This is a genomic window from Corallococcus sp. AB018, assembly GCF_003986945.1.
In the GTDB taxonomy this organism is placed as follows: Bacteria; Myxococcota; Myxococcia; order Myxococcales; family Myxococcaceae; genus Corallococcus; species Corallococcus exiguus.
Window position 1 is genome coordinate 15,384 of sequence record NZ_RAWR01000116.1, and the last position, 16,640, is coordinate 32,023.

The window sequence follows — 16,640 nt, forward strand, 5'->3', positions numbered from 1 at the left end:
TCACCCTACTTCGTGAAGGTGATGGGCCCCGAGGACAGCGTGGTGTTGTTCGCGCCGTCCACCGCGCGCACGCGCCACGTGTGCGAGCCCGTGGACAGACCGTTCAGCGTCGTCTGCTCCGTGCCCACGCCGTACACCTCGAACTCCCACAGCGAGTAGCCGTACGCCGTCGCGCGCTGCACGCCGCGCATGCGCACGTAGCGGCCCACGCCGGCCACCGTCCAGTCGTCGATGCCGCCGTCGCCGGTGTCCACCGTCCGCAGCGCCGTCCAGTTGGTGGAGCCGTCCAGCGACGACTCCAGCACATAGCGGCGGCCGTAGGCGGCCTCCCAGTTCAGCACGATGCGCTTGAGCGAGTAGATGGCCCCCAGGTCGACGGTGATGGACTCCGTGTCACCCGTGGTCGCCGTGCCCACGCTGGACCAACGCGTCGCCAGGCTGCCATCCACCGCGTCGTTCGCGCTGCCGAACTCCACGGACGTGGCGTAGGCATTCTTCCCCCGCGCCAGGTTCGTGCCCGCCGGCACCGGCGTGCTGCGCAGGATGGAGGGGGTGCGGTCCGTGCCGTCCACGATGAGGACGTACTCCGCCACGCCCGCGCCCACGTCCGTCGTCTGCTCCCAGATGAAGCGCGTGGACGTGCCCGGCACCGACTGCCCGGCCGACGGCGACAGCGCCGCGAAGGCCGCGGGCGGCGTCGTGTCGTTCAGCGTGAAGGTGAACGTCGCGGACTGCGTGACGCCGTTCGCCCAGTTGAACGCCTTCACGAACCAGGTGTGCACCCCGTTCGCCAGCTTCAGTCCGTCCAGCGCCGCCGACGGCGTCTTGGTGATGGCCACCGGCATCGCGCCGCCGTCCAGGTACACCTCGTAACGCTGGATGCCCGTCTGAGGGTCGCTGCTGGCCGCCCAGGTGAACGCCGGACGCGTGCCGGTGATGACCAGGTTGTTTGACGGCGTCAGCAGGTTGAACGCCACGGGAGGCGTCGCGTCCGTCAGGCCGAAGCCCTGGATGCCCGCGCCGTACTGGTACAGCGGGTTGCCGTACGTGGGCGGCACCGGCTGGCCCGCCGCGATCTTCTGGCGGATGGCCGTGCGCTCCGCGTCCGTCGCGCCCAGGTCGAACGGCAGGTCCCACTTCTCCAGCTGGTTGTTCTCCACGTCCGTGCCTATCTGGTTCATGCCGCGCGGCAGCTGCCAGGGCGTCTTGCCCCGAGGCAGCACGTCACCGAACAGCACGTCCGCCACCGCGTAGCCGCCCATGTCGCCGGGGCGGTACGCCAGCATCAGCGCGTTGGAGAGGGGAACCACGTTCGTCAGCACGTACGGACGCGGGCTGATCAACACCACCGTCGTGGGGATGCCCCGCGACTTGAAGCTGTTGATGATGCCGTACTGGTCGCCCCACTTCGCGTCGTGGGTAGGGCCAATCGGGTCGCCCGGCAGGTACGGCTTCTCCTTGTCCCACTCCGTGCCGTGGGTGAAGTAGCTCTCGCCCACCACCACGATGGCCGCGTCCGGCGTCACGCCCGCGGGGGCGTTGTCCTTGTAGACCGTGAGCCCCGCGGCCTCCGCGCGCGCCTTCACCGCCGCGTAGATGGTCGGGTCGCCGAACTCGTTGCCGTGGAAGTCCGAACGCCAGGTCACCATGCAGGACATGTCGTCCGCGCGCGGGCCCGCGATGACCAGCTTGCCGCCCGCCGGCAGGCGGATGGGCAGCGCGCCATCGTTCTTGAGCAGCGTCATGGCCTCCTGGGAGGCGCGGCGCACCGCCGCCTTGCTGTCCGCGGTGTGCCACTGGGACGTGCCGGCCGGGCCCTGCTTGTACGGATCCTCGAAGATGCCCAGGCGGAACTTCAGGTCCAGGATGCGGCGCACGGAGTCGTTGATGCGCGCGACGGGGACTTCGTTCTCGAAGTTGGCCATGGCCTGCGGCGTCGCGCCGCCCATCACGTCCGAGCCCGCCGTGGCGGAGCGCACCCACGAACCCGACGGCAGCCAGTCCGAGCAGATGACGCCGTCGTACTTCAGCTGGTTGCGCAGGTAGTTGAGGATGCCCGGGTTGTCACCCGCCCCGTAGCCCTCCGGCCCCAGCAGCCAGCTGCCCGCGTAGCCCGGCATGATGCCGCTGGTGCCCGCCTCGATGGCCGCGTGCCACGGACGCATGTGGTAGTGGATGGTGGTGCCGTCGTAGGTGATGCCCGCCTCACCGCCAGCGCCCTGCCCCGGCCAGTGCTTCGTCGTCACCCAGATGGAGCTCGGGTTCACCTCCGGACCGCCCTGGAGGCCCGCGATGAGCGCGCGGGTGATGCCCGCCGCCAGGTCCGCGTCCTCGCCGTTGCCTTCCTGCGTGCGCGGATACAGGACCTTGGTGTTCACCTCCGCCAGCGGAGACAGCGTGCCGCGGCTGCCAATGGCCAGCTGCTCGCGGCGCTGGATGTCACCCATCTCGTAGATGGTGTCCAGGTCGCGCGTGGCCGCCAGCGCCGGCTGCGTGGGCCAGCTCGTCTTGTAGCCGTGGATGGAGTCACCCGCGTCGATGTGCGGGATGCCCAGACGCGTGGCCGCGGACGCCTTCTGGAACATGGGGATGTCCGTGGGCGACAGGGGCCCCATCTGGAAGCCGGCTTCCGGGTACGTCTTGGCGTCGTAGAACATCTGCAGCGCCTTCTCGCGCAGCGTCATGCGGCCCAGCAGGTCGTTCACGCGCACGGAGATGGGGTTGTGCCAGTCCTCGTACGGCTCAATCGTCCCGTTCTTGTTCAGGTCGCGCACGCCGTTGACGAGGTTGACGCCGTCCGCCTGCGTCTCCACCACCGGCAGGTACACGCTGAAGTTGCCGATGTCCGAGCGCGACGTGGTGCCACCCGACAGCGTGGCCACCACGTACCACTTGTACGTCCACCGGTCCGGCAGGTCCTCCGTGAAGGTGAAGGACGTGCCCGTCTGCGACGCCACCTGCGTGTAGCGATCCAACAGGTTGCCCGCCGCCATCCAGTCGTAGTCGTTGCGCGTGAGGTTGACGTAGACCTTGTAGTTCGTCGCGCCCGTCACCGTGGCCCACGACAGCGTGGGACGGCGGGACGCGGTGATCATCGCGTTGTTGCCCGGCGCGGACAGCCGGAACGCACCGGCAACAGCCAGCGGCGCGGGCGCCACGTACGGGTCCGGGATGATGGTGGGGTCGCGAGGGTCCGTGGGGCCATTGCCCGTGGAGAAGATCTCCACGTTCCAGTCCGCGCCCTGCACCGCCAGCGCCGTGACGGACTGCGCGCGCTGCTGCACGCCGTTGTAGTCCACCACCGCCAGGCGGATGTCCGTGTTGGGCTGCGTGGGGGAGAACTGGTTCTTCGACAGCGTCACCGTCGTGTTGGGCGGGAACGTGAGCTGGTAGGTGAAGGGCCCGGGCGGGTTGCGCACGGACGGCGTGGTGTTGCCCTCCTCCGGCACCGGCGTCACCGACAGCGGCGCGGGCGATACGTTGATCTTCGCGTACGCCAGCTCCGGGAAGTTCAGCTTGATGGTCTGGTTGGTGGTCTGAGTGGGCGGCGGCGTGGTGCCCCCGTTCTGGTAGACCTCGAAGGACCACAGCGAGTAGCCGTAGCCCGTGCCGCGCTCCGTGCCGCGCATGCGGATGTAGCGGTACGTGCCCGACACGGGGATCTCCCGGCGGCCGATGGCGCCGTTGGTCACCGTGTTGAGCGTCGTCCAACTGGTGTCGTTGTTGGAGCCGTCAATCGTGTACGTCTTGCCGTACGCGCCCTCCCAGTCCAGCACCACCTTGCCCACCACCTGGGACGACCCCAGGTCCACGCGGATCCACTGCGGATCCACGCCCTGCGCGGAGGCCCAACGGGTGTTGATGTCGTTGTCGAACGAGAAGCCCGGCTGGAGCCCCGCGGCGTCCGCCTCCACGCTGGACGCGGTGGCCGGACGGTTGCGCGCCAGGTCCGTGTTGGTGGGAGGCGGCGTACCGCCCGTCTCATAGACGGCGAACTCCCACAGCGAATAGCCATACGCGGGCAGCGCGCGGGTGACGCCCTGCATGCGGACGTAGCGGCCGGTGGTGCCAGCCGGCAGGGACAGGTCGTCCGTCGCGCCGTCGCCGGTGTTCACCGTCAGCGCGTCGGTGAAGGTGGTGTTGTTGGTGGAGACCTGGATTTTGTAGACCGTGGCGTAGGCCGGCTCCCAGGTGAGCACCACGCGCGAAATGGTGCGCGTCTGGCCCAGGTCCACGGTGATCCATTCGTTCGCCGTGAAGCCGCTGGCCCAGCGGGTGCCACCGTCGCCGTCCACCGCGTACTGGCCCAGGAATGGAGCCTCCGCGGAAGAGGTATAGGTGGTCTTGTTCAGCGCGACGTTCGTCTGCGCGCGGGCGTCGGACGCGCCCAGGAGGGACACCAGCATGAGCACCGTCGCGAAGGCCTGTAATAGCCAGACGCGCGGTGCTTCACGGAGACATGGGCTTGCGCCCCTGCTTGACAATTGCGGCAAGGATTCAGACATTGGGGGACGACTCCTTGGGTAGGAACACCGTGACGCGCGTTCGCACGCACCGCCAGGACGCGCGGCGGACGCAAGGGGACTGCCCGGCTGAAACAACTGCAGCCCTGCCCTGGCGACACCGCACGCGGGGGCGTGACGGCGGCGTCAAGACAAGGCTCGGGCGCTCCGGCTGTCACACGGCGACAGCCGGCCCGCCCTTCCTGGCACTGCGTTCCTGCCTAGTCCGCGGTGAAGTACAGGTTGTCGAGCAGGAGGAACTGACCGGTCGTGCCACCCTCGGCCGCGAAGGTGAACGGTGACGACACGTCATTGAGCTTCAGGCCCGCCGCGACGAAGTCCGCGACGGGGATGGCCAGGTGGTGCCACTCACCATCGTTCGCCCAGCCATATTTGGTGACGGTGAGCGGGTTGCCCTTCTCAGCGGTGCCCGTGCCGCTGGTCATGCCGATCTTCACGTTGGCGAAGGCGGCGTCGGACGACTTCATGCTGACGTGGAGCGTCTTCCACGCATCGAAGTTGTGCGTCTGCTTCCAGTGCACGCCGAAGCCCATCCACGGCTTGCCGTTCTGCACGATGCGGTCGGCGGACTTGCCCTCGACGTGGTCGGGGTCCGACTCCACGTAGACGGTGTTCTCGTAGAGGTAGAAGTTGGAGTCGATGTTGTCGAGGATGATCTCCTGCGAGCGGCCCGTCTCGTAGAAGATGCCCACCATCAGACGGGCCTTGCCGGCCTCGTAGGGGAACGGCCCCGGCAGCATGTCCGAGGGCTGCGTCCCGCCGTCGGGGTTCTGGTCGTCCGGCAGCTCCTGGCCTGAGTAGTCCGCCGGGCCCGGATCCGGGCGGCAGGCGGCGAGCAGCAGCAACAGGCCCCACACTGGCTTCTTCATGGCTTCACCGCCCGGTCCGCACCACTGGAGGTCTTCACCATCACCCAGCCGCCAGCCACGGTGCCGCCCAGCTCGACGACGCCCTTGTACGCGGGCGTCACCAGGTCGTAGGCCACCGTGCCGGACGCGTCGTACGTCACCGCGTCCGGGAAGTTGTCGAGCACGGACTGGTAGGCCTTCACCGCCATCTCGCGCGTCTGCGCCAGGCTGCCCTGGTCCGCCAGGCCCCGCTGGTAGATGGCGGCCAAGTTGAGGGCCACGTAGTACTGCGCTTCACCGTACGGCCCGTTCGCGAGCACCGTGGCCCACGAGTAGTAGGCCGCCACGGGGTCCGCCCCGGACTGGATCTGCCACTTCGTCTCCGTGCCCACCCCCGACAGCGCGAAGGGGTTGTTCGGGTCATCCAGCACGGAGGTGTTCGGGTAGATGCCCATCGCCGGGTCGGTGACCGTGAAGGTCATGTCGTCCAGCGACTTGCCGTAGATGATGGTCGGGTCTTCGTAGCAGCCGGACAGCGCGGCCACGGCGGCGGCCAGCAGGAAACCAGTCCTCATGTTGCGTGTCCCCTCAGAGAGAAAGGATGGCATACGCGCCCACCTCGTATTCGCGACCCTTCAGGCCCTCGGTGATGCCCCGATCGTTGAGGCCCTCCGAGTACTCATCCAGCATGCGCACCAGCCCCCGCAGACCGAAGCGCGTGGACACCGCGCCCAGCACCGGCTTCTTCAAGCCGTAGGACAGGTCCCCGCCCAGCTGCACCGGGTAGGTGAGGTTGAAGACGCGGTGGTAGTCGTACGGACCCCAGTCGTTGAAGCGCAGCTGGGCCGCGAGCAGCAGCGTGTCGAAGAGCGCGGAGCCGTCCAGGCCGAAGCGGTGGATCTGCCGGTTGTCCTCGCCGGAGGACTGCTGGCTGCCCACGTACGCCGTGCCGTACAGGCGCAGGCGCTGGGTGGGGTTGCCCACCAGGCGCAGGGACGTCTCCCACTCATCGCGGGCCACTGGCGCGCTGCCGAAGGCGATGGTGCTGCCGTCCGCGAGGATGGCGATGCCCGCGTCGCGCGACGTGGGCTGGTGCCGGTAGACGATGTCCAGGCCCGCGGCGAACGGCGCGTCCTCGCGCATGTCGCGGTCCCACGACCAGAACCAGGTGCCCGGCGTCGGGTCGAAGGTGATGAGCAGCTCGCCGCCCAGCGTCTCGCGGTTGTCCAGCACGCTGAACGAGTCCACCAGCACGCTGCGCGGACGCACGCCCGCGTAGTACATGCCGGTGCCAGGGTCGTACGCGTCCGAGATGGTGGGGTTCGGCCCGATGAGGGGCCGCTGGTACAGCACGTTGGGCGACACCTGGATGGAACCGAACTGCAACGCCGCGCCCAGCTGACCCGCGTAGTGGTTGCCGCGGCCGCTCTCGCGCAGGCTCCAGCCGGTGATGATGTTGCCCTGCTCCGGCCCGCTGTCCGCGACGAGGCCGCGGAAGGAGGACTGCACCAGCCAGCGCACCGGCCCCATGTCGTAGGTGAGCCGCGCCTTGGCGCCCAGCGTGTCCAGGAACTGCACCTTGTCCTGGAGCACGTCGTAGCCGCTGTTGAGGTAGCTGGGGCCGCCTTCCGGCGCGGCGCGCGTATAGGTGAACGTCTCGCCAATGCGCTGGGGCGCGGAGAGCAGACCGCCCACGTCCAGCACCAGCTTGCCGGTGGCGTACTGGAAGTTGAGCGCCGTCCTGCGCGCGATGCGCTCGCGCACCACGGAGGCCGTGGACGACGACGAGCCCTGCGCCAGGTCCTCCTGGTGCACCAGCGTCACGTTCACCGGGCCCACGTTGTTGCGGTACTTCGCCACCACGGAGGGGTTGGCGCCCCAGTACAGCTCCGGCCCGACGGCGACCTTCAACCCATCCATGGCCTTCTTGCCACTGAACACCACGCCGAAGGGCGCGTTGCCGTGGTAGATGTCCAGGTTCGGCCCGTAGTTCGCCTCGCGGTAGAGGTTGAAGAAGTCACCCTCCTCGCCCCAGTGGTAGTGGCCGGTGCGGTAGTAGCCTTCCAGCGCGAAGTCCGAGCGGTCGAACTTGAACTCCGCCTGGTACAGGGCGAAGCGCTCCAACGCGGACTGCTCACGCGCCGGGGCGCCGGGGCCCACCGGGATGTCACCCGAGGTCGGCGTGGAGGGCGTGCCACGGTTCTCGTAGAACAGGTTGTTGAGCCGGTTCTGCGCCACGTTGCCCACGACGTTGAACGACGCGCGGCCGTAGACGCCGCTGGCCGGCTGCAACGCCAGGTCGAAGAAGATGGATTCGGTGTGGTCCGCCGAGCTCTGGTTGGGCCGCACCGTCGCGATGCTTCCGCGCGACAGGGAGCTGTCGAGCAGCAGCCGCAGGTTCGACACCCGCACCGCGCTGAGCTCCTCCGTGCGCGCCAGAGCCACCGACGAGGTGTAGCCGCTGGTGAGCGCGGACGGACGGATGCCCGCGAAGTAGTCGCGGATGGAGTCCGGGTTGGTCGTCGTTGCGTACGGGTCAAGGCGGAACACGGCCTGGAGGACGTAGTAGGCCGTTCGCGGCTGGATGCCGCTGATGCCGTTGGAGTCCGGCGGGCCCAGGGCCGCGATGCCGAACCACTCCTCGTTCATGTTGTTCTGACCGGGGACGAAGTCCGCCGCGTAGCCGCCGTTGGGCCACGTCGCGGTGGTGTCGTGGATGGACAGGTTGGACTCCTGGCCGTGCTTCCACCAGCCGTCCACCCACTGGAACACGAAGCCGCCAATGGCGGTGCCGGACAGGCCCTGGCCGTAGCCCTCCAGGTAGATCTGCTCCCACTGCGTGCGCAGGTACTCCGCCTGCGCCACGTGGTCCTCGCGGCCCGCGCGGGCGTCATAGGCGTCCGCGCCGAACTCGCTGAAGAACACCGGCTTGTTGAGCTTGGCCTTCACCTCCGCGAACAGGTCGCGCGCGGTGGGGCCGCGGTAGACGTTCGTGCCCAGCACATCCAGGTCCTGGCAGTGCTTGGCGATGAGGTCGATGTACTGGAGGTCGCCGTTGGCGATGGACACGGGGTGGTTCGTGTCCCGCTTCTTCACCGTGCGGGCCGCCTCGCCGTAGAGCGAATAGAGCGACTCCGCGCGGGCGGCGTCCTCGTGGCCCGGCAGGGCTTCGATCTCGAACGACGTCCAGTGCAGGCCGTAGTTGTTCTCGTTGCCCAGCAGCCACATCAGCACGCCGGGCACGTCGCGGTAGAGCTCCACCTTCTCCGCCAACGCGCCGAGGATGGCCTTGCGGTGGTCCGGGTTCGAGTAGTCGATGTTGACGACCATGACCCCGTTCACCGGGTGGCCATAGCGTCCCATCAGCGGGTTGAGCAGCGTGTGGATGCCGTAGTTCCGGTAGATGTACTCGACCCAGACGGGCGGGATGTCGTCGAACTGGCGGATGGCGTTGAAGCCCGCGTCGCGGAGCATCCCCATCTCTTTCGCCAGCACCTGCTTGATGAAGTCCTCCGGCTGCGTCCAGAGCGAGTACCGGTAGTTCTCACCGATGGGCGTGTAGCCCCAGTTCACGCCGTGGACGGGGAAGTCCTTCCCGTCCACCTGGAGCTTGAAGCCGCGCTCGTCGTGGATGACACGCGTCACCGTCGTGCGCTTCGCGTCCGAAGACACGACGGCCTGCGGGGCCGGAGCCGCCGGCGCAGCGATGGGAGCGTCCGCGGGCGCCTGCGGCTCGGACGTCGCCTGCCCCGGCACGGGCGCGGCGGCATCCACGGGGCCGGCGGAGGGCGGCTGCGCGGTGGGCGGAGACTGGAGGGGCGAGCCCGCACCGGACACCTGTGCCCAGGCCGGGGCGCCACCGCACAACGCCAGACACGTCGTCAGGAAGAGCCTTTTCAAGCGGCCTGCTCCACGTCCAGGCCGTTCTGGGCCACGACGTCGCGATAGAGATGGGCGCTGTCCTTCGGGATGCGCTGCTGGGTGGCGTAGTCCACCCACACCAGGCCGAAGCGCTTGGTGTACCCGTAGGCCCACTCGAAGTTGTCCAGCAGCGACCACGCGAAGTAACCCGCCAGCTTCACGCCCTGCTCGATGGCGTCACCGCACGCCGCCAGGTGCCCGCGCAGGTACTCCACGCGCTGCACGTCGTGCACGCGGCCGTCCGCGCTGGGGGTGGTGGAGTACGCGCAGCCGTTCTCCGTGATGTAGATGGGGCCCGGCTTGTATTCCTTTTCCAGGTGCACCAGCAGGCGCGTGAGGGAGGCCGGGCACACCTCCCAGTCCATGTCCGTCTTGTCCGGGCGCACGAACACGGTGCGGGGCGCGTTCTGCTCTTCCGGGATGCGGTTGCTGCGCAGGACGGCGCGCGAATAGAAGTTCACGCCCAGGAAGTCGGTGGGCGCGGCGATGGTCTCCAGGTCGCCGGGCTGGATGAAGTCCAGGTTCGGGGACGCGATGCGGCCCGCCTTCACGTGGTCTTCAATCACATCCTGCGGGTAGCCCCGGCCGTAGAGCGGCTCCAGGAACCAGCGATTGAAGCCGCCGTCGAAGTCGCGGGTCGCGTCCGCGTCCTCCGGGCTGGGCGACGCGGGCTCGCCCGGCGTGAGGTTGAGGGTGATGCCCACCTCCGCGTTCTTCACGTTGGCGCGCAGCACCTTCACCGCGTTGCCGTGCGACACCATCAGCGTGTGCGCCGCGGCCAGCATCTTGGACCAGTCCTTGTGGCCCGGTGCGTGCTCGCCGTTGCCGTAGCCCAGGTAGCTGATGCACCAGGGCTCGTTGTGGGTGATCCACCGATTCACGCGGTCGCCCAGGGCGCGGCTGATGACGTCCGCGTACTCCACGAAGGCGTCACCGGTGGCGCGCGCGGGCCAGCCGCCCTGGTCCTCCAGCACTTGCGGCAGGTCCCAGTGGTAGAGCGTGACGAAGGGCTCGATGCCCGCGCCCAGCAGCGAGTCGACGAGGCGCGAGTAGAAGTCCACGCCCGCCGCGTTCACCCGGCCGCGGCCCTCCGGGAGGATGCGCGGCCACGCGATGGAGAAGCGGTAGGACTTCAGCCCCATCCAGCGCATCAGTTCGATGTCCTCCGGCCAGCGGCGGTAGTGCTCACAGGCCACCGAGCCGTCGGACTTGTCTTGGATCTTCCCCGGGGTGGCGGCGAAGCGGTCCCAGATGGACTCGCCCCGGCCGTCCACTCGGGTGGCGCCCTCAATCTGATACGCGGAGGTGGCCACTCCCCAGAGGAAGTCAGGAGGAAACTGACGCATCGGCGGTAACTCCTTTCGGAACTTCAAGGTGGCAGCGGACGAGGTGATTCGCGGCCGGCAGGACGTCGGGAGGCGTGAGGGTGGAGCAGCGCGGCTCGGACACCGGGCAGCGCGGAGCGAAGGGACAGCCCACGAGCGGCGGCGACCCCGTGGCGGGGCGCACCGGCAGCGCGGCCTGGAGGAAGTCGTCCCCATCCGGCACCGCGGACAGCAGCAGCTTCGTGTACGGGTGGCGCGGCTGGCGCAGCACTTCATCCGCCCTGCCCGCCTCCACCACGGTGCCCGCGTAGAGCACGAGGATGCGGTCGGCCAGGTGGCGCGCGCTCGCCAGATCGTGGGTGATGAACAGGATGCCGATGCCGCGCTCCTGCGTGAGGCCGCGAAGCAGCTGCAGCACTCCCTTGCGCGTGGACACGTCCAGCATGGACGTGGGCTCGTCCGCGATGATGACCTGCGGCTCCACCGCCAGGGCGCGAGCCACCGCCACGCGCTGACGCTGGCCGCCGGACAGCTCATGCGGGTAGCGCTTCGCGAAGGCCTCCGCGGGCGTCAGGCCCACGGACTCCAGCAGCGACAACACCCGCGTGCGCAGGCCGGACTTCGGCACCCGGCCATGGCGCACGAGCGGCCGCTCCAGGTGATAGGCCACCGTGTGCACGGGGTTGAGGGATGCGAACGGATCCTGGAACACCATCTGCACCCGGCCGCGGTAGTCCAGCGACGCCTGCGCGCTGCCGTCCGCCAGCACGTCGCGCCCGGCGAGCCGCAGCTGCCCCGCGTCCGGCATGTCCAGCCGGGCCAGGAGCCGCGCCAGCGTGGACTTGCCGCTGCCGGACTCGCCCACCAGCGCGACGATCTCCCCTGGCTGGAGGGAGAAGGACACGCCCTTGAGGATGGGCTTGCGCTCGCGGGAGAAGAAGCCGCCCGCCAGGTAGCTGCGGGTGAGCCCTTCCGCCTCCAGGAGGGGCGCGCTCATCGGTGACCTCCAGGGATGGCGGCGACGCGCGTGGACGGACGGGACACGGTCAGCTCCGGCGCCTTCTGAACCGGCGGCGGAGCGGCGTCCTTCGCGGACAGGTGCGGGAACGAGGACAGCAGCAGCTGCGTGTACGGGTGGCGGGCCCCGGCGCGCAGGTTGGCGGACGTGTCCACCTCCACCAGCTTGCCGCCCTGGAGCACGCCCACGCGGTCCGAAAGCGCGAGCAGCAGCGGCAGGTCATGCGTGATGAAGAGCATGGCGAAGCCCAGCCGCTGCTTGAGCTCCACCATGCGCTGGAGCAGCTCCTTCTGCACCACGACGTCCAGCGCCGTGGTGGGCTCGTCCATGATGATCAGCCGGGGCTCCAGGGCCAGCGCCAGCGCGATGCCCACGCGCTGCCGCATGCCGCCGGAGAGCTGGTGCGGCCACGCCGTCACCAGGTCCGGCGACAGGCCCACCATGCCCAGCAGCTCCCGCGCGCGGGCGTAGGACGTGGCGCGCGACACGCGGCCGTGCGCCGCGAGCGTGTCGTGGAACTGCTCGCCCAGGGTGAGCACCGGGTTGAGCGCGCTCATGGCGCTCTGGAACACCATGGACACCTGGCGCCAGCGGAACGCGCGCAGGGCCGGGCCCTCCAGCGCGGTGACGTCCATGCCGTTGAAGAGGATGCGCCCCTGCGCGACGCGCGCGGAGGCAGGCAAGAGGCCCAGCAGCGCGGAGCCGATGGTGGACTTACCGCTGCCGGACTCACCCGCCAGGCCGAACACCTCGCCGGGCGCCACGTCGAACGACACCGAGTCCACCACGCGGGAAGCGCCCTTCTCCGTCGCGTAGTCGATGCACAGGTCCTGCACGCGCAGGAGCACGCCCGGTACCGGCTTCTCCAGGTGCGCGCGCGGGGCGGTGCTCGCGGGCAGCGCCGCCGGCTTGTGCACGCGCAGCGAGGGGTTGGTCAGCTCGTCGATGGCGGAGCTCAGCAGCGTGAGCGCGAAGCCCACGAGCGCGATACACATGCCCGTGGGGACGAAGATCCACCAGGAGCGCGTGAGCAGCGCCGCGTCGTTGCCGGCCCAGTAGAGGTTGGTGCCCCACGTCACCACGCTCACGTCGCCCAGGCCCAGGAACTCCAGGCCCACCTGCGCGCCCACGGCATAGAGCGTGTTCCCGATGAACGACGAGCCCACCAGCGACGCCATGTTGGGCAACAGCTCCCGCGACACGATGCGCGAGTGGCTCTCCCCCGTCACCACCGCCGCGGACACGAAGTCGCGCCCGCGCAAGGCCAGAGACTCCGCGCGGAACACGCGAGCGTTCCAGGCCCAGCCCGCCACGGTCAGCACCGCCACCATGCGCAGCGGGCCGGACGGCAGGTACGCGCCCAGCACGATGGCCAGCGGCATGCCGGGGATCACCAGGAACACGTTGGTGGTGAGCGACAGCACGTCGTCCACGCGGCGGCCCAGGTAGCCGGCGGTGATGCCCACCAGCGCGCCCACCAGCGTCACGAGCGCGCCCACCGCGAAGCCCACCGCCAGCGTCTGGCGCGCGCCCACCACGGTCTGCGCGAGCACGTCCTGTCCCTGGCCGGTGGTGCCGAACCAGTGCGCCGCGTTGGGCGGTTGGTGCGGCCGGCCCACGAGGTCCGTGGGGTCCATCACGAAGAAGGGCCCCACCACCGCGAGCAACAGGAAGAACAAGAGCAGGCCGCCGCCCACCGCCGCCTTCCGGTGGCGGGAGAGCCTTCGCAGGAAGTCACGCATGGGCGCGGGTCCTCGGATCCAACCAGAGGCAGATGAGGTCCACGGCGAAGTTCGCCGCGAGCACCGCCAGCGTGATGACCAGGAAGAGCCCCTGCATCAGCGGGTAGTCCTGGTTGCGCACGGCGAGGATGAGCAGGTAGCCCGTGCCCGGATAGGAGAAGACGATCTCCGTCAGCAGCGAACCGGACAGCACGAAGCCCACCGCCATGCCGAAGCTGGTGACGTTGGGCAGCAGCGCGTTGCGCGCGGCGTAGCGCAGCATCACCTGGCGAGGCGGAAGGCCGCGCGCGTGCGCCAGGCGGATGGAGTCCGTGCCCAGCGTGGCCACCATCGTGTTGCGCATGCCCAGCATCCAGCCGCCCAGCGTGGCCACCACGATGGAGGACGCGGGCAGCACCGCGTGGCGGGCCACGTCCGCGGCGAACGCGAACGACAGCCCCGGCTCCATGTCGTGTCCGTACGCGTGGCGCAGCGGAAACCACCCCAGCACGAAGCCGAAGAGGTACAGCGCCAGCATGGCCAGCCAGAAGTACGGGAAGGCCCCCAGGAACGCGAGCGCCGGAGCCAGCCCCGAGTCCAGCCACCCGCCCCGGTTCCACGCGGCGAGCACGCCCAGGAAGGACCCCACCACGAAGCTGATGATGACGGCCACGCCCGCCAGGGCCACCGTCCACATCAGGCCGGTGCCAATTACTTCCGTCACGCGCGCGGGGAAGTAGGCGTAGGACATGCCCAGGTCGCCCTGCACCAGGTGCTTCAGGTAGGTGAAGTACTGGGCGTACAGCGGCGCGTCCGTGAAGCCGAAGGCGGCCTTCAGCGCGCCCATGGCCTCCGGCGCCACCTTGCCCTCGAAGCGCGCGAACATGGCCGCGGCCGGGTCGCCGGGAGCCAGGCGCGGAATCACGAAGTTGAGCGTGAGCGAGGCCCACGCGGCGATGAGGTAGAAGCCCATTCGCCGGAGGATGTAGCGGCCCATGGTCAGCGCTCCCTCGGGGACAGCTGCGTCAGCACCAGCAGGCTGTCGGGCTCCGCGTGCGGCGCGAGCCGCGCGTAGGGGTTCTGCTCGGTGGGGAAGCCCGTGAAGCGCGAGGAGTTGGACTCGCCCCAGGACGGGTTGGGGAACAGCGGGATGGCGGGCGCGGTGGCGGAGAAGCGCTGCTGCACCTGGGACATCAGCGCGTGCTGCTCCTCCGGCGTGCCGGCGCGCTCGAAGCGCACGAGCAGCTCATCCGCCTGTGCGTCGCCCATGCGGTGCCAGTTGGCCGCGGCCACCTCGCCCACCGGCCGCACCGTGCGCGGCGACAACAGCCACTTGTAGAAGTTGTACGGAGTGGGGCCGTCCAGCGACCAGGAGATGGCCAGCTGGAACTCGCCCTTCTGCAGGCGCGTGAACCAGGTGCCGAACTCGTATGTCTTGAGCGTCACGCCGATGCCCAGCTTGCGCAGGTCGCGGCCCACCACCTGCCCCGCCCGCACCCAGTCCGACCACCCGCTCACGACCTCCAGATCCAGCGCGAAGGGCTGCCCATCCTTCAGGCGCCGCATGCCGTCCGAGCCGCGCGTGAGGCCCGCCTCGTCCAGGAGCTTGTTCGCCGCGGCCAGGTCGTAGTGCGTCCACGCGTCCTTGGCGACCTCCGCGTCCTTCCAGCCGGTGTACGCGTCGTTGAGGGCGGTGGCGTCCGCGGGGCGGGTGTAGCCATACATGGCCACCTCCACCAGCCGGTCGCGGTCCAGCGCCATGCTCAGCGCCTTGCGCACGCGCACGTCATCCAGCGGCGGGCGCGTGGTGTTGGGATAGAGGAAGACGGTGCTGCCGTAGAGCGGGAACCAGCGCGCGTGGTGCGCGGGATCTCTCGACACGAAGGTGCGGTCCACGGCCGGCACGAAGTTGCCCGCCCAGTCCACCTCCCCCTCCACGAGCGCCATGTTGGCCTGGTCGTTGGTGGGGAACGCGAGGAAGCGCAGCGCGGACACCGCGGGCTTGCCGGGCTGCCAGTAGTGCGGGTTCCTGCCCAGTTCGTAGACCTGGTTGCGGAACAGCGTCACCTGGGTGAACGGCCCGGTGGCCACCGGCTCCGGGTTGGTGAACGTCACCGGGTCCGCGACGTCCTTCCACACGTGCTGGGGGACGATGATCTGATGCGCCAGGTCGCTGAAGCCCGGCAGGTACACGCGCGAGAAGGTGAAGGCGACGGTGCCCTTCCCTTCCGTCTTCACGTCCGTGAGGAAGCGCCACACGCCGCCCGCGTCCAGCGCCGGGTGCTGCTTGAGCAGGCCGAAGGTGTAGACGACGTCGTCCGCGGTGAAGGGCTTGCCGTCGGACCAGAGGACGCCGTCGCGCACGTTGAAGCGCAGCGTGAGCTGGTCCTCCGACCACGCGTGGCCGGTGGCGAGCCACGGCACCCACTTGCCCTGCGCGGAGCTGAAGATCTCCATGCACTCGTACACGCCCGCCCGGGTGGGCCAGCGCGCACCGGCGCCCGCGAACAGCGGGTTGAAGTTGCGCACCCACGCGCTCTGCTGCTCCACGGAGACGAAGAGCACGCCCGGCGGCCGGGGGCGCGGCTCGGACGAGCACGCCACCAGCAGCGCCAACGGCAGGAGCGCGCGGGCGAACCTCACTGCGCGGCCCTTTCGTAGACGCGCACGTAGTCCACCTTCATCGTCTGCGGGAACACCGTCTTGGAGTCCGGCGGCCCCACGAACGAGCCGCCCACCGCGATGTTCAGGATGATGAAGTGCGGATGGTCGTAGACCCACTTCCGGCCGGACGGCAGGCTCTTCGGCGTCACCTCGAAGAAGACGGTGTCGTCCACGATGAAGCGCAAGAGCTCCGGCTCCCACTCCACCGCGTAGATGTGGAAGTCCTCGGCGAGCGGCGGCCCGGAGACGGCGTGCTGGCGGCCGAGGTTCGAGCCACCGGAGTAGCCCGGCCCGTGCACCGCGCTGCTGACGACGGAGGGGATCTGCCCCTTGTGCTCCATGATGTCGATCTCGCCGCAGGCCGGCCAACCGACGGAGTCCACGTCCGCGCCCAGCAGCCAGAACGCCGGCCAGATGCCCCGGCCCGTGGGCAGCTTGATGCGCGCCTCGATGCGGCCGTAGGCCTTGCTGTAGCGGTTCTTCGTCGTCAGGCGCGCGGACGTGTAGTCGTTGTTGCCATAGCGCTCACGGCGCGCGGTGATGGCCAGGTGGCCCTCGCCGTCCAGCGACGCGTTCTCCGCCCGCGACGTGTTGTATTCGTACTGGCCATTGCCCCACCC

Annotated in this window: 10 protein-coding genes; all 10 read right to left on the reverse strand. The window is 69.4% G+C overall.

Translation table 11 applies throughout. From position 1 onward, the window contains the following. Positions 1 to 5 precede the first annotated feature (5 nt). Positions 6 to 4,406: a discoidin domain-containing protein gene (locus D7Y11_RS23980; protein ID WP_233607379.1), complete on the reverse strand. Its 4,401-nt coding sequence runs from the start codon at positions 4,404 to 4,406 to the stop codon at positions 6 to 8. 317 nt (positions 4,407 to 4,723) lie between these two features. After that, positions 4,724 to 5,392, reverse strand: a complete 669-nt coding sequence (locus tag D7Y11_RS23985) for a putative glycoside hydrolase (RefSeq protein WP_120577648.1) — start codon at positions 5,390 to 5,392, stop codon at positions 4,724 to 4,726. Next, on the reverse strand, positions 5,389 to 5,946 hold the full coding sequence (locus D7Y11_RS23990) for a hypothetical protein (protein WP_169820693.1): 558 nt from the start codon (positions 5,944 to 5,946) through the stop codon (positions 5,389 to 5,391). The genes D7Y11_RS23985 and D7Y11_RS23990 overlap by 4 nt, the downstream gene beginning before the upstream one ends. 13 nt (positions 5,947 to 5,959) lie before the next feature. Continuing rightward, positions 5,960 to 9,271 (reverse strand): hypothetical protein, encoded by a 3,312-nt coding sequence (locus tag D7Y11_RS23995; RefSeq protein ID WP_121754257.1) that lies wholly within the window; start codon positions 9,269 to 9,271, stop codon positions 5,960 to 5,962. Then, positions 9,268 to 10,638, reverse strand: a complete 1,371-nt coding sequence (locus tag D7Y11_RS24000; RefSeq protein WP_121754258.1) for a GH1 family beta-glucosidase — start codon at positions 10,636 to 10,638, stop codon at positions 9,268 to 9,270. Before D7Y11_RS24000 ends, D7Y11_RS23995 begins: the two co-directional genes overlap by 4 nt. Then, a complete protein-coding gene (locus tag D7Y11_RS24005) occupies positions 10,619 to 11,614 on the reverse strand; it encodes an ABC transporter ATP-binding protein (protein WP_120577652.1) in 996 nt (331 codons plus the stop codon). The genes D7Y11_RS24000 and D7Y11_RS24005 overlap by 20 nt, the downstream gene beginning before the upstream one ends. Then, positions 11,611 to 13,377: a dipeptide/oligopeptide/nickel ABC transporter permease/ATP-binding protein gene (locus D7Y11_RS24010; RefSeq protein ID WP_126934888.1), complete on the reverse strand. Its 1,767-nt coding sequence runs from the start codon at positions 13,375 to 13,377 to the stop codon at positions 11,611 to 11,613. The genes D7Y11_RS24005 and D7Y11_RS24010 overlap by 4 nt, the downstream gene beginning before the upstream one ends. Further along, complete coding sequence (locus D7Y11_RS24015; RefSeq protein ID WP_121780460.1) at positions 13,370 to 14,353, reverse strand: ABC transporter permease; 984 nt, start codon at positions 14,351 to 14,353, stop codon at positions 13,370 to 13,372. Before D7Y11_RS24015 ends, D7Y11_RS24010 begins: the two co-directional genes overlap by 8 nt. Before the next feature lie 2 nt (positions 14,354 to 14,355). Next, entirely contained in the window at positions 14,356 to 15,999 is a 1,644-nt protein-coding gene (locus D7Y11_RS24020; RefSeq protein ID WP_120577655.1) for an ABC transporter substrate-binding protein, read from the reverse strand. Then, positions 15,996 to 16,640: glycoside hydrolase family 16 protein (locus tag D7Y11_RS24025; RefSeq protein ID WP_148139228.1), on the reverse strand; the 645-nt coding region annotated here is incomplete at its 5' end. The genes D7Y11_RS24020 and D7Y11_RS24025, both read right to left, overlap by 4 nt.

Bases quoted from the DNA above. Each gene is read 5' to 3' on its own strand.
- D7Y11_RS23980 (WP_233607379.1), bottom strand. From the start codon at position 4,406: ATGCTGGTGTCCCTCCTGGGCGCGTCCGACGCCCGCGCGCAGACGAAC.
- D7Y11_RS23985 (WP_120577648.1), bottom strand. From the start codon at position 5,392: ATGAAGAAGCCAGTGTGGGGCCTGTTGCTGCTGCTCGCCGCCTGCCGC.
- D7Y11_RS23990 (WP_169820693.1), bottom strand. From the start codon at position 5,946: ATGAGGACTGGTTTCCTGCTGGCCGCCGCCGTGGCCGCGCTGTCCGGC.
- D7Y11_RS24000 (WP_121754258.1), bottom strand. From the start codon at position 10,638: ATGCGTCAGTTTCCTCCTGACTTCCTCTGGGGAGTGGCCACCTCCGCG.
- D7Y11_RS24005 (WP_120577652.1), bottom strand. From the start codon at position 11,614: ATGAGCGCGCCCCTCCTGGAGGCGGAAGGGCTCACCCGCAGCTACCTG.
- D7Y11_RS24010 (WP_126934888.1), bottom strand. From the start codon at position 13,377: ATGCGTGACTTCCTGCGAAGGCTCTCCCGCCACCGGAAGGCGGCGGTG.
- D7Y11_RS24015 (WP_121780460.1), bottom strand. From the start codon at position 14,353: ATGGGCCGCTACATCCTCCGGCGAATGGGCTTCTACCTCATCGCCGCG.